The sequence below is a fragment of the Streptomyces sp. NPDC057137 genome, assembly GCF_042670825.1.
In the GTDB taxonomy this organism is placed as follows: Bacteria; Actinomycetota; Actinomycetes; order Streptomycetales; family Streptomycetaceae; genus Streptomyces.
The window spans coordinates 71,468-84,565 of sequence record NZ_JBHUUW010000007.1 but is presented as its reverse complement, the minus strand read 5'-3'; the positions used below and the strand labels follow the sequence as shown (position 1 = coordinate 84,565).

Genomic DNA, 13,098 nt, shown 5'->3' with positions numbered 1-13,098 from the left:
GGCGGCATCCGGATCACCCGCAGTGCCCGCCGTACCGAACCAGCCGGTCCGTCGCATCCTCTGCGCCGGCCACGGCAGTCGTCGTACGGCGACAGCACCACCGGTCCCACGGATCACCGGTCACCCGTCACGGGCGGTCGTCGCGGTCCTTCGCCTCTTCTTCCTCAGCCTGCTTGGCCTGTACCTCCGGATCGAGCGCACCCGGGCTGCCGTCGACGGACGACAGCGACGCGTTGTGCTCGGAGACCTCTGTAGGAGCGGGCGGTTCCACCAGCCAGTCGGGATTGGCCTGCTTGTCCCACCACTTCCACGCGGCGAAAGCGCCACCGGTCAGTACACCGAGGACCACCAGGCCCTTGGCGAGCCGTCCGGCCCTGGCCCGTCGCTCATGCTTCCGCACAAGCTTCTGGACCTCCTTCACCGTGATCTGACCGCGCAGTGCGGCGAGAGCGGCAGCGGAACGAGCCGCTGCCTCCCCGGCGACCGGCTGTGCGACGGAGACCGCGTGCTCGACGCGCGGCACCGTGTAGTCGGCTGCCTGACGCGCTGCCTTACGCGTCCGAGCCGCCGCGCGCTGTGCGGCCACGTCGACCTTTGGGGGCACATGCGGCGCCACGTGGGCGCCGTACTGAACACGAGCCTGCTTCGCGGCTTTCTGCACCTTCGGTGCGAGCCGGACGCGGGCCTCTTCGGCGTACAACGCGGCCTGTTCCTTGGCCGTATCGGCGTAGGGTGCCACCGCTTCCGCGGCGTGCAGCACGCTCTCCTTCGCCGAATCGGTAGCGGCGCGCACGCTGTCCATGCGGGTCACAGGATCCTCCTCCTCGGTGGCGGTCAGGGGCTTGGGGGTTTCCCCCGTTATTGGACAAAGATCCGCCTGTCCACCCAGATCGAAATCATGCCTGCCGCCCGCCGTACCGGCATGCGGTGCGGGCATCCGGGTCATGGAAGACGACTTGGGGCGATGCCTGGGCATTGCGGTGCAAGGGGAGCTTGTCGACGACAATGCCACGCTTCGCCGTGCCGTGCCCCGTTAAGGCCATGACTGCCTCGCCTTTCTCCCGTCGTCGCCCCGTGGTCGCCCGGCCGTTGCCGCGACCGTCGCCCGCCCTCGCGTATGCCCCGCCGGCGGCCGCTGATTCCCCGTCACGGGACGCCGCGAGCGCTCGAGGGGTACGGGGCGGGCGGCGCGCCCGCCGTCCGTGCGAGGATCGACAGAGTCAGAGCAGACTCACGGAAGGCAGATCGTGGCCGAGCAGCTTTACGCCACCCTGAAGACCAACCAAGGCGATATCGAGATCCGGCTCCTGCCGAACCACGCGCCGAAGACGGTCAAGAACTTTGTGGAGCTCGCCAAGGGCGAGCGTGAATGGACCAACCCGGCGACCGGCAAGAAGTCCAGCGACCGGCTGTACGACGGCACCGTCTTCCACCGGGTCATCAGCGGTTTCATGATCCAGGGCGGGGACCCGCTGGGCAACGGCACCGGCGGTCCGGGCTACGAGTTCGGGGACGAGTTCCACCCGGACCTCTCTTTCGACAGGCCCTACCTCCTGGCCATGGCGAACGCGGGACCGGGCACCAACGGCTCGCAGTTCTTCGTCACCCTGGCGCCCACCGCGTGGCTGACCCGCAAGCACACCATCTTCGGCGAGGTCACCGACGAGGCGAGCAAGAAGGTCGTGGACTCCATCGGAGTCACCCAGACCAACCCGCGCACCGACCGCCCGGTGGAGGAAGTCAAGATCGAGTCGGTCGTCGTCGAGTCGCGCTAGGGCCGTGCCCAGCGCTGTCGGCACCGCGCCGTCCGTCGGGCACACCGCCCCTGGAGACGCGTCACGACGTCTCGGATTCCCCTTCGGGGAACCATCCCGCCCTGCCCGTCCGTAGTGGTTACATACCGGACGGGGAGGGCGGTGCGTTGTGCGCCCTCCCGCCGCAACGAGTACCGAGGGGACCGATGGACCAGCAGCCCGGGGGCCCGGACCGGCCCGCCGCCGACACCACACCCCACTGTTACCGGCACCCGGACCGTGAGACGGGCATCCGCTGCACCCGCTGCGAGCGCCCCATCTGCACGGACTGCATGATCAGCGCGTCCGTCGGATTCCAGTGCCCGAACTGCGTACGCGAGGGGTCCGGCACGGGCATGTCCCCGACCGCCGCCCGCCCGCGCACGATCGCCGGTGGCACCGTCGCCGCCGACCCCCGGCTGATCACGAAGATCCTGCTGGGGCTGAATCTCGCGGTCTTCGTCGGTGTCCTCGTCAGCGAACAGCGCGTCGTCGGCGAGCTGGATCTCATCGGGCACGCCTTCAACCCGGAGATCGGCGAGGTCGTGGGCGTCGCCGACGGGGAGTGGTACCGCCTGTTCACGGCGATGTTCCTGCACCAGGCCGTGTGGCACATCGCGTTCAACATGCTGGGGCTGTGGTGGCTCGGCGGTCCGCTGGAAGCGGCGCTCGGACGGGTGCGCTTCCTCGCGCTGTATCTGATCTCCGGTCTGGCGGGCAGCGCGCTGACCTATCTGATCGCCGCGCCGAACCAGCCGTCGCTCGGTGCCTCGGGGGCCATCTTCGGTCTTCTGGGCGCCACGGCCGTACTGATGCGCCGGATGAACTACGACATGAGGCCGGTCTTCGCGCTGCTGGCGCTGAACCTGCTCTTCACGTTCACCTGGTCCGGGATCGCCTGGGAGGCGCATGTCGGCGGTCTGGTCGCGGGCACGTTGATCGCGGTGGGCCTCGTGCACGCGCCGCGTGAGCGCCGGGCGCTGGTGCAGTGGGGGACCTGCGCGGTGGTGCTGCTGGCGACCGTCGCGACCGTCGTCATCAGAACCAGTCAGCTCACCTGACGTTCCCGGGCCCCGGGTTTCCGAGGTCCTGAGGGCCCTCGGAGACCCTTGAAGCACACAGTTGTCCACAGCGTGTGCCGGATCTTGTGCAATCTGTGGGGGAACATCAGTGCCCCTTGTCGCTGATCAGGGTTTTCCCAGCAGAGACAAGGGGCGAGACGCTTCATCACAACGGCCGAAGCGGGTGTTCCAGTCACACCGGCGTCAACCTACCGTGGAGTTATCCACAGATCGTCAGACCTTTTCCCCCGGCTGTGGACAGCACTGTGGATAAGTCTCTGGGCAGAGCTTGACGCCGGCCGCCGCCGCTACCGCCAGGCCGCTACTTCCACTGGGTGGAGACACCGAAGCCGGCGGCGATGAACCCGAAGCCGACCACGATGTTCCAGTTTCCGAAGGCGTCGATCGGCAGCGAGCCCTCGGTCACATAGAAGACGACGATCCAGGCCAGCCCGACGAGGAACAGGGCGAGCATGACCGGCGCGACCCAGCTCCGGTTGGACAGCCTTATCGTGGTCGACTGCTTCGCCGCGGGGGGCGGCGTGAAATCGGCCTTCTTGCGGATACGTGACTTCGGCACGAGGGACTCTCCTGTCGATGCGCTGCGTGACCGCGCAGGTAACTGAAACGGTGTGCCGGGGGTGAGGAGCAGGGGGAACACTGCCTCCCCCGGGCGTCCGTTAGCGTAGTGCTTCCGCGGCGCCTAAGGAGATAAGGGTACGTTGAGCAATTCTGCCGACTCCCCCGAAGGGCCGGTCCGCCGACCGATCTGGCGGCCGGTCCGGCTGCTCACGGCCGGGGTCTTCGCCCTCGCCGGCCTCATCTTCGTCACCAGCTTCAACACGGCGAAGGGCACCAACCTCCGTACGGACGACTCCCTGCTCAAGCTCTCGGACCTGATCCAGGAGCGCAGCGACAAGAACGCCGAGCTGGAGGAGTCCACCGGCGCGGTACGCGAGAACGTCGACGGCCTCGCCAACCGGGACGACGGTTCCACGAAGGCGGAGGACGCCCGACTCCGTGGTCTGGAGAACGCGGCGGGTACCAAGAAGGTCTCGGGCCAGGCCCTCACCGTCACGCTGGACGACGCCCCGCCGGACGCCACGGCCAATCCGGGCTACCCCGAGCCGCAGCCCAACGACCTGGTCATCCACCAGCAGGATCTGCAGGCCGTCGTCAACGCCCTCTGGCAGGGCGGCGCGAGCGGCATCCGCGTCATGGACCAGCGGCTGATCTCCACCAGCGCGGTGCGCTGCGTCGGCAACACCCTGATCCTCCAGGGCCGGGTCTACTCACCGCCGTACAAGATCACGGCCGTGGGGGACCAGGGCAAGCTCCGCAAGGCGCTGGACGATTCGCCGGCGATCCAGAACTACCAGCTGTACGTCCAGGCGTACGGCCTCGGCTGGAAGGTCGACGAGCACGCCGAGACCACGCTCCCCGGCTACACGGGCACCGTGGATCTCCACTACGCGAAGCCGGTGAAGTAGCCGGGCCGAGCGGTTCGGCCCCGCCGCCCTCCTTAAGAGGTGGCCCTCGTCGAGAAGACTCGTCGAGAAGAAGAGGGCAACGGCACACCTGGCCAACGGCACACCTGACCCATGCGCCGCCCACGTGACCCCCCGGCCCCTTAGTCTGGTTCGGTATCGCGCGCGCCGGGACGACGGCGCGGGCGGGGAACGGGTACGGAACGGAAGGGACAGCATGTACGGCTGGATCTGGCGGCATCTGCCGGGCAACGTGTGGGTGCGGGCGGTCATCGCGCTCGTGCTGTCGCTGGCGGTCGTCTTCGTGCTGTTCCAGTACGTCTTCCCGTGGGCGGAGCCGATCCTCCCGTTCGGGGACGCGACCGTGACCGGCGCGGGAGGCACCCCGTGAGCCGGGCCCGCGTTCTCGTCGTGGACAACTACGACAGCTTCGTGTTCAACATCGTCCAGTACCTGTACCAGCTCGGCGCGGAGTGCGAAGTGCTGCGCAACGACGAGGTGTCGACGGCGCACGCGCAGGACGGCTTCGACGGGGTGATGCTCTCCCCCGGTCCCGGCACGCCCGAACAGGCCGGTGTCTGCGTCGACATGGTGCGCCACTGCGCCGCCACCGGCGTCCCCGTCTTCGGGGTGTGCCTCGGCATGCAGTCGATGGCGGTGGCGTACGGCGGCGTGGTCGGCCGGGCCCCCGAGCTGCTGCACGGCAAGACCTCGCTGGTCACCCACGAGAGCAAGGGCGTGTTCGCCGGGCTGCCCTCGCCCTTCACGGCGACCCGCTACCACTCGCTGGCCGCGGAGCCCGCCGAACTGCCGGACGAGTTGGAGGTCACCGCGCGCACGGCCGACGGCATCATCATGGGTCTGCGCCACCGTGAACTGCCCGTCGAGGGCGTGCAGTTCCACCCCGAGTCCGTGCTGACCGAACACGGTCATCTGATGCTGGCCAACTGGCTGGCGCAGTGCGGTGATCCGGGCGCCGTAGGCCGGTCGGCGGGCCTGGCGCCGGTGGTGGGCAAGGCGGTCGCGTGACCGCACTCCGCCCCGAGCACGACGCGGGATACGGCGCCTCGTACGAGCAGCGGGAACCGTACGAGGAACCAGGCGCGTTCGAGGCGGCGGTGGACGGACTCGCGGATCCGTTGAACGACCCCCTTCCCGGGCAGAGCGCCGCGCCGCCTCCTGTCCCGCCACCCGTGAACCCCGAGACTCCTCCCGCCCCTACGGCTCCTGTGGCTCCTTCGCGGCCTTCGTCGCCCGGACCCTGGGCGGCGGATGACGGGATATCGGGGCCGCCGCACGCGGAGCGGGAGTGGTCGGGGTACGGGCCGTACCCGTACACGACGGAGGCGCCCGCCGAGTACGGGCAGGACTGGGCGTCGCAGGTCGCCCCGGAGCCGGTGCCGGTCCCGACGCCTCCGCCGGTAGCTGTGCCGGTAGCTGTGCCTGTGCCCGCGCCGCCTCAGCCGGATCCCGGCCCGCCGTACGTCCCCGTCCGGGACGGCATGAACGCAGGGGGCGTCGAGGAGGCCACGGCCCTCCTGCCCACCATCTCCGACTCCATCTCCGACTCCGAAGCCGGCCCGGACCGACCTGTGCGGCCCGAACCGCCCACCGGAGGCCGTGCCGAGCGGCGTAAAGCGGCCAAGGGCGGCCGTGGGCGCGGTCGTACGCGCCCGCCGGGCGCCGGGGGCCCCGAGGGTGCCCCGGGAGCCTCAGCGCCCGCCAGGCCGCTTTCCCGGGTCGAGGCGCGGCGGGCCGCCCGTGCTCTCAAGGACAGTCCGGGAGTGATCCTCAGCCGCGCGGTCGGCGAGATCTTCATCAGCCTCGGTGTGCTGATGCTGCTGTTCGTCACGTACCAGCTGTGGTGGACCAACATCCAGGCCGATCTGTACGCCGGCAAGGAGACGGACAAGATCCAGGAGGGCTGGGCGAAGGGGCGTCAGCCCGGTGTCTTCGCACCCGGCCAGGGCTTCGCGATCATGCACATCCCCAAGCTCGACGTGGTCGTTCCGATCGCCGAGGGCATCGACAAGGCGAAGGTCCTGGACCGCGGCATGGTCGGCCACTACTCGCAGGGCAGGCTCAAGACGGCTATGCCGTCCGACAAGCAGGGCAACTTCGCGGTCGCGGGACACCGCAACACCCACGGTGAACCGTTCCGGTACATCAACCGCCTGAAGCCCGGCGACAAGATCATCGTGGAGACGCAGGACGCGTACTTCACCTACGACATGGCGAGCATCCTCCCGCAGACCGCGCCGTCGAACACGGGCGTGATCGGTCCCGTGCCGCCCGGCTCCGGTTTCTCGGAGCCGGGGCGATACATCACGTTGACGACGTGTACGCCGGAATTCACCAGTACGTATCGAATGATCGTGTGGGGCAAGATGGTTGAGGAACGGCCACGCGACAAGGGAAAGCCCGACGCTCTCGTCGGCTGAACGAATCACGACGGAGACCAGGGACCAGGGGACGGGTGCTGTGGCAGCGGGAACAGGGCGCGACGACGGGCATGCGAGCACACCCGAAGAAGCCGGAAAAAACGATACATCCGCGACAACTGGGGTGGTCGAGCCCGCTGCTGGGTCTTCGGAGCCCGAATCCCTGGAGCCCGAGTCCTCGCAGCCTGAATCCTCGGAACCCGGCCCTTCCGACCCTGAGTCCTTGGACCCCGAGCCCGCTCCGGCCACGGCCCCGACGCCGGCGCCGGTCCGCCCGCGGCGCGGTCGTGGCGCCGCCGCCGTCAGCGTCTTCGGTGAACTGCTCATCACCGCGGGCCTGGTGCTCGGTCTCTTCGTCGTCTACTCGCTGTGGTGGACGAATGTGCTGGCCGACCGTGAGGCCACGAAGCAGGGCAACGAGGTACGCGACGGCTGGGCCGACGGCCGCGGCGGGCCCGGCGCCCTCGACATCAAGAACGGCATCGGCTTCCTGCACGTGCCCGCGATGAAGAACGGCGAGGTCCTCGTAAAGAAGGGCACGGACCTCAAGTCCCTCAACAACGGCGTCGCCGGCTACTACACCGACCCGGTCAAGTCCGCGCTGCCCAAGGACAAGAAGGGGAACTTCTCGCTGGCCGCGCACCGCGACGGGCACGGCGCGAAGTTCCACAACATCCACAAGCTCAAGACCGGTGACGCGATCGTCTTCGAGACGAAGGACACCTGGTACGTGTACAAGGTCTTCAAGGATCTCCCGAAGACCTCGAAGTACAACGTGGACGTCCTCCAGCCGGTCCCCAAGGAGTCGGGGAAGAAGAAGCCCGGCCGCTATCTGACGCTCACGACGTGCACGCCCGTCTACACGTCCGACTACCGCTACATCGTGTGGGCCGAGCTGGAGCGCACGGAGAAGGTCGACGAGAACCGCACGAAGCCGGAAGAGCTGCGCTGAGCCGTCTCGTACGACGCGGGACGGGACACGAAGAAGCCCCGGCATCCTCTTGAGGATGCCGGGGCTTCTTCACCTCTTCAGGAGGCGGCGGCCTCAGTCTTCGTCGCCCCGCCCGCCGCCGATGAAGCCTCCGTTGTCCCCGCCCCCGTCGTTCCCGTTGCCCACGGGAGTGACGAACAGCGTCACGGTGCTGCCCTTGTCGACCGGCTGGCCGGGCTGCGGGTTGCTCGTGATCACTCGCGCGTTGGGGTCGTTCGGCGAGTTCGGTGCCAGTGCGACCACCAGACCCAGGCCTTCCAGCTGAGCCTTCGCCTCGGCGAAGGTCTTGCCCCCGACGTCACCAGGGATCTGCACCTTCTCCGGCTGCTGCGGACCCTTCGACACCTGGAGCGTGATCTGACTGTTCTTGGGCGCCTTGGAGTTGCCCGCCGGGTTCTGGTCGACGACGGTGTTCGCCGGCTTCTCGGAGTCCACGTCGGTACGCGCGACCGTGAAGCCGAGCGTTTCGAGCTGGCTCTTCGCCTCCTCGAACGGCTTGTCCGTCACGGGCGGCACCGGGACCTGCGCCTGCTTGGCGACGGAGAGCGTGACCGTCGAGCCCTTCTCCGCCTCCGAGCCGCCGTTCGGTTTCTGACTGACGACCGTGCCCGGGTCCTGGTCGCTCTCGACCTGCTTGGTCTCGACGTCGAAGTCCGCGTCCTCAAGGGTCTTCGTGGCGTCCTCGACGGCCTCGTCGGCGACGTCGGGCACCTGGACCTTCGGCGCACCCTCGGAGACGACGACCTGGATGGTGTCGCCCTGGGTCATCTTCCCGCCGAACGCGGGGTTCTGGGAGCAGATGGCGCCCTTGGGCTGGTCGCAGCGCTCCGTCCCGGACTGGGCGAGCTCGACCGACGCGTTGCTCGCCAGCCCCTTCGCCTCCGCGAAGGTCTCCCCCACGAGCTGCGGCACGTCGATCTTGCCCGAGCTGCCGCCGTCGCCCCCGAAGACCGCCTTGCCGATCAGGATGGCGCCCGCGAGCACCAGGACGCCGGCGAGGATCAGCAGGATCGTCGAGGTGTTGGACTTCTTCTGCCGGCGCCGGTCCGGACGGTCGTCGTAGTTGCCGTAGCCGCCGCCGTCGTCGGGGTTGACCGGCGGCATCATCGACGTCTGGCCGCCGCCGGGCGGGGCGGCGCGCAGGGCCGTGGTGGGTTGGTCGTCGGAGCCGCCGTAGCCGCCCGCGTAACCGACCGCGCCCATCGCCGCCGTGGCCGCGACGGGCTGGCCGTCGAGGCAGGCCTCGATGTCGGCGCGCATCTCGTCGGCCGACTGGTAGCGGTAGTCCGGGTCCTTGACGAGCGCCTTCAGCACGATCGCGTCCATCTCGGGCGTGATCTCGGGGTCGAAGTTGCTCGGCGCCTGCGGCTCCTCCCGTACGTGCTGGTACGCGACGGCGACCGGTGAGTCCCCGATGAAGGGCGGTCGCACGGTCAGCAGCTCGTAGAGCAGACAGCCGGTCGAATACAGGTCGGAGCGCGCGTCGACCTGCTCGCCCTTGGCCTGCTCGGGCGAGAGGTACTGCGCGGTGCCGATGACCGCGGAGGTCTGGGTCATCGTCATGCCGGAGTCGCCCATGGCGCGGGCGATGCCGAAGTCCATGACCTTGACCTGGCCGGTGCGCGTCAGCATGACGTTGGCCGGCTTGATGTCGCGGTGGACGATCTGGGCGCGGTGCGAGTACTCCAGCGCCTGGAGGATGCCTACGGTCATCTCCAGCGTGCGCTCGGGCAGCAGTCTGCGCCCGGAGTGCAGCAGCTCTCGCAGGGTGGACCCGTCGACGTACTCCATCACGATGTACGGGATGGACACCCCGTCGACGTAGTCCTCACCCGTGTCGTAGACAGCGACGATCGCGGGGTGGTTGAGCGAGGCGGCCGACTGGGCCTCTCGGCGGAACCGGGCTTGGAAGGACGGGTCGCGGGCGAGATCGGCCCGCAGCGTCTTCACAGCGACGGTGCGGCCGAGCCGGGTGTCGTGCGCGAGGTACACCTCGGCCATGCCACCACGGCCGAGCACCGAGCCCAGCTCGTACCGGCCGCCGAGGCGACGCGGCTCTTCCATACTGTTCCAGCCCTCTCCGTCTGTCCCGACCGCACCGGTGTGCGGTCCGGCGGTGTGCTGTTCGCGCATACGCTACCGGGCACGCCGCATCCGGTCCGACCGTCCCTGGTAGCTGATACAGGACTGGTACTTGAATGGCCACATATCGGTCGTTAATGCTTGCGGCCCTGATAGTGAGGCAGATCACCAGCTGGACATTGGCGGCTGAATTTCGATTCTTCGGAAATTCCGTCGCTATGTCCGCCGGGTTCGGTGTAGAGGGAAACTTATCCCGCTCTTATCGGCCGCCCGTCGTGCGGTTTGCCGTTCGGTTCCGTCGTCCGGTTTGCTGTCCGCTCCGACAATGGCCCGGACAGCGTCGGCAGCTGTCCGGGCCATTGCGGGATATCCCGATTACTTCTTGCTGTCGATCACGGCCTTCATGACGTCCTTGGCGATCGGGGCGGCGAGACCGCCGCCGGAGATGTCGTCACGGGTGGCGTCGCTGTCCTCGACCACGACCGCCACCGCGACCGGCGACCCGTTGTCGTCCTTGGCGTAGGAGATGAACCAGGCGTACGGGTTCTTGCTGTTGTTCTCGCCGTGCTGCGCGGTGCCGGTCTTGCCGCCGACCTTCACGTTCGGGAGCTGCGCGTTCTTGCCGGTGCCCTCGTCGACGACCGTCTCCATCATCTCCTGGAGCATCTGCGCGTGCTCCTGGCTGACGGGCTGGCCCATCTCCTCGGGCTCGGTCTTCTTGATCACGTCAAGATTCGGGGCTTCGAGCTGGTCGATCATGTACGGCTTCATGAGCTTGCCGTCGTTGGCGATGGCGGAGACGACCATGGCCATCTGGAGCGGGGTGGTACGGGTGTCGAACTGCCCGATGGAGGAGAGCGCCGTCTGCGAATCGTTCAATTCCTCCGGGAAGATAGAGGCGTTGGCGCGGACCGGGACGAACTGCTCCTCGTTGAAACCGAATTTCTTCGCGGTCTCCAGCATCTTGTCCGCGCCGACGTCATAGCCGAGCTTGCCGAAGACGCTGTTGCAGGACACCCGCAGCGCGTCCCTGAGCGTCGCGTCCTTACAAGGGATGTTGCCCTCGTTCACCAGCGGCGTCGTCGTGCCCGGCATGATCCACGGGAGCGGGGACTCGGTCTTCGCGTCGATGTCGTCCACGACACCGTGCTCCAGCCCCGCCGCGGCCGTCACGACCTTGAAGGTGGAGCCGGGCGGATACGTCTCGCGCAGCGCGCGGTTGAGCATCGGCTTGTCGGTGTCCTTGCCGAGCTTGTTCCAGGCCTTCTCGTCCGTGGCGCCGTAACCGGCGAAGGACGAGGGGTCGTACGAGGGGGTGGAGGCCAGCGCGAGGATCTTGCCGGTCCTCGGCTCCAGGGCGACGACGGCGCCCTTCTTGCTGCCCAGTCCCTCGAATGCCGCCTTCTGCGCGGCGCCGTTGAGGGTCGTGACGACATTGCCGCCCTTCGCCTCGTCACCGGTGAACATCGCCATGGTGCGGTCGAAGAAGAGCTGGTCGTCGTTGCCGGTGAGGATGCCATCCTCGATCTTCTCGATCTGTGTGGCGTCGTACGCCTGCGAGGCGTATCCGGTGACCGGCGCCCACATCGGGCCGTCGAGGTAGGTCCGCTTGAACTTGAAGTCGGTGTCGTCCGTCTTCTTCGATCCGGTGATGGGCTTGCCGTCGACCACTATGTTGCCGCGCTCGCTCGCGTACCGCTCGATCAGGACGCGGCGGTTGCGGTCGTGGCTGTTCAGCTCGTCGGCCTCCACGTACTGGAGCCAGTTGGTGCGCACCAGCAGCGCCAGGACGAGGAGCCCGCAGAAGATCGCGATACGTCGCAGGGGCTTGTTCACGGTCGGACCACCTGGGTCATCTCGGCGTCGGGTGACGGGGCGGGCGCCGGTGCGGGGCGGCGCGCGGTGTCGCTGATTCTGATGAGGATGCCGATCAGCGCCCAGTTGGCGATCACCGAGGAACCACCGGCCGCGACGAACGGCATCGTCATACCGGTCAGCGGGATGAGGCCCATGACACCGCCGGCGACCACGAAGACCTGGATGGCGAAGGCGCCGGAGAGGCCGATCGCCAGGAGCTTGCCGAACGGGTCGCGGGCGGCGAGCGCGGTCCGCACGCCGCGCTCCACGATCAGGCCGTAGATCAGCAGGAACGCCATCGTGCCGGCGAGCCCGAACTCCTCGCCGACGGTGGAGAGGATGAAGTCGGAGTTGGCCGCGAAGCCGATCAGGTCGGAGTTGCCCTGCCCGAGCCCGGTGCCGAGCGTGCCGCCGGCGCCGAACGACATGAGGGCCTGGCCGACCTGCTCGCTCTGCTCCCACGTGGAGTCCGCGAAGGGGTTCAGCCAGAACTCGACACGCTGCTGGACGTGCGGCTCGAACGTCGCGACACCGACCGCGCCCGCGGCGGACATCACCAGGCCGAAGACGATCCAGCTGGTGCGTTCCGTGGCGACGTACAGCATCACCACGAAGAGGCCGAAGAAGAGCAGCGAGGTGCCGAGGTCGGTCTCGAAGACCAGGATCAGGATCGACATGGCCCAGACCATGAGGATCGGGCCGAGGTCGCGGCCGCGCGGCAGGTAGAGGCCCATCACCCGGCGGCTGGCCAGTGCCAGGGCGTCGCGTTTCACCATCAGATAGCCCGAGAAGAAGATCGCGATGATGATTTTCGCGAACTCGCCCGGTTGGACGTTGAAGGGGCCGATGCTGACCCAGATCTTCGCGCCGTTCACCGCCGGGAAGAAGACCGGGAGGATCAGCAGGACCAGCGCCACGGCCATGGAGATGTAGGTGTAGCGCTGGAGGATGCGGTGGTCCTTGAGCAGCAGCAGGACGGCGACGAAGAGCGCGATGCCGATCGCGGAGTACAGCAGTTGCTTGGGGGCGTCGGGGGTGAAGCCGCCGAACTGCCGCTCCGCGCGGGCGATCAGCCGGGGCGACTGGTCCAGCCTCCAGATGAGGACGAGTCCCAGGCCGTTGAGCAGGGTGGCCAGCGGCAGCAGCAGCGGGTCGGCGTACGGGGCGAACTTACGCACCACAAGATGGCCGATACCGGCCAGCAGCCCGATGCCCAGGCCGTACCCGATCATGCCGCTGGGTACCTCGTCGTTGACCGCCAGGCCGACGTTCAGGTAGGCGAGGATCGGGATGGCGACGGCGAAGGCGAGCATCGCGAGCTCGGTGTTGCGGCGGCTCGGCGCTTCGATCGCGCCGATGGTGGTCGTGTTGGTGACAACGCTCATG

At 68.2% G+C, this 13,098-nt stretch carries 12 protein-coding genes; 7 read left to right on the top strand and 5 right to left on the bottom strand.

Annotated elements, in window-relative coordinates; translation table 11 throughout:
* Window positions 1-127: 127 nt before the first annotated feature.
* Window positions 128-811 carry a DUF5324 family protein gene (locus ACFT9I_RS08620; protein WP_382562287.1) on the bottom strand — a complete coding sequence of 228 codons (684 nt, stop codon included), beginning with the start codon at window positions 809-811 and terminating at the stop codon, window positions 128-130.
* Window positions 812-1,247: 436 nt separating this feature from the next.
* Here ACFT9I_RS08620 and ACFT9I_RS08615 point away from each other — a divergent pair, with 436 nt between their 5' ends.
* Window positions 1,248-1,775, top strand: a complete 528-nt coding sequence (locus tag ACFT9I_RS08615) for a peptidylprolyl isomerase (protein WP_382562098.1) — start codon at window positions 1,248-1,250, stop codon at window positions 1,773-1,775.
* A gap of 185 nt (window positions 1,776-1,960) precedes the next feature.
* Window positions 1,961-2,854: a rhomboid family intramembrane serine protease gene (locus ACFT9I_RS08610; RefSeq protein ID WP_382562097.1), complete on the top strand. Its 894-nt coding sequence runs from the start codon at window positions 1,961-1,963 to the stop codon at window positions 2,852-2,854.
* Window positions 2,855-3,176: 322 nt separating this feature from the next.
* On the opposite strand, the gene crgA is transcribed toward ACFT9I_RS08610, so the two are convergent.
* Window positions 3,177-3,434 (bottom strand): cell division protein CrgA, encoded by a 258-nt coding sequence (gene crgA, locus ACFT9I_RS08605; RefSeq protein WP_023540235.1) that lies wholly within the window; start codon window positions 3,432-3,434, stop codon window positions 3,177-3,179.
* 142 nt (window positions 3,435-3,576) lie between these two features.
* Between crgA and ACFT9I_RS08600 the strand changes: the two genes are divergently transcribed.
* The 5 genes from ACFT9I_RS08600 (at window position 3,577) to ACFT9I_RS08580 (ending at window position 7,734) form a co-directional block, all read left to right on the top strand.
* A complete protein-coding gene (locus tag ACFT9I_RS08600) occupies window positions 3,577-4,344 on the top strand; it encodes a DUF881 domain-containing protein (protein WP_382562095.1) in 768 nt (255 codons plus the stop codon).
* Window positions 4,345-4,558: 214 nt separating this feature from the next.
* Window positions 4,559-4,732 carry a hypothetical protein gene (locus ACFT9I_RS08595; RefSeq protein ID WP_354606614.1) on the top strand — a complete coding sequence of 58 codons (174 nt, stop codon included), beginning with the start codon at window positions 4,559-4,561 and terminating at the stop codon, window positions 4,730-4,732.
* Entirely contained in the window at window positions 4,729-5,370 is a 642-nt protein-coding gene (locus tag ACFT9I_RS08590; protein WP_382562093.1) for an aminodeoxychorismate/anthranilate synthase component II, read from the top strand. The genes ACFT9I_RS08595 and ACFT9I_RS08590 overlap by 4 nt, the downstream gene beginning before the upstream one ends.
* A complete protein-coding gene (locus tag ACFT9I_RS08585; protein ID WP_382562091.1) occupies window positions 5,367-6,782 on the top strand; it encodes a class E sortase in 1,416 nt (471 codons plus the stop codon). Before ACFT9I_RS08590 ends, ACFT9I_RS08585 begins: the two co-directional genes overlap by 4 nt.
* Before the next feature lie 223 nt (window positions 6,783-7,005).
* Window positions 7,006-7,734, top strand: a complete 729-nt coding sequence (locus ACFT9I_RS08580; RefSeq protein WP_382562089.1) for a class E sortase — start codon at window positions 7,006-7,008, stop codon at window positions 7,732-7,734.
* A gap of 93 nt (window positions 7,735-7,827) precedes the next feature.
* On the opposite strand, the gene pknB is transcribed toward ACFT9I_RS08580, so the two are convergent.
* From pknB to ACFT9I_RS08565, 3 genes are all read right to left on the bottom strand, one after another.
* Window positions 7,828-9,837 carry a Stk1 family PASTA domain-containing Ser/Thr kinase gene (gene pknB / locus ACFT9I_RS08575; protein WP_382562087.1) on the bottom strand — a complete coding sequence of 670 codons (2,010 nt, stop codon included), beginning with the start codon at window positions 9,835-9,837 and terminating at the stop codon, window positions 7,828-7,830.
* Between the two features lie 393 nt (window positions 9,838-10,230).
* Window positions 10,231-11,691 carry a peptidoglycan D,D-transpeptidase FtsI family protein gene (locus ACFT9I_RS08570; RefSeq protein ID WP_382562085.1) on the bottom strand — a complete coding sequence of 487 codons (1,461 nt, stop codon included), beginning with the start codon at window positions 11,689-11,691 and terminating at the stop codon, window positions 10,231-10,233.
* The gene (locus tag ACFT9I_RS08565; RefSeq protein ID WP_382562083.1) at window positions 11,688-13,097 is read right to left on the bottom strand and encodes an FtsW/RodA/SpoVE family cell cycle protein; all 1,410 of its coding nucleotides are present in this window, start codon (window positions 13,095-13,097) and stop codon (window positions 11,688-11,690) included. The genes ACFT9I_RS08570 and ACFT9I_RS08565 overlap by 4 nt, the downstream gene beginning before the upstream one ends.
* Window position 13,098: the final 1 nt, after the last annotated feature.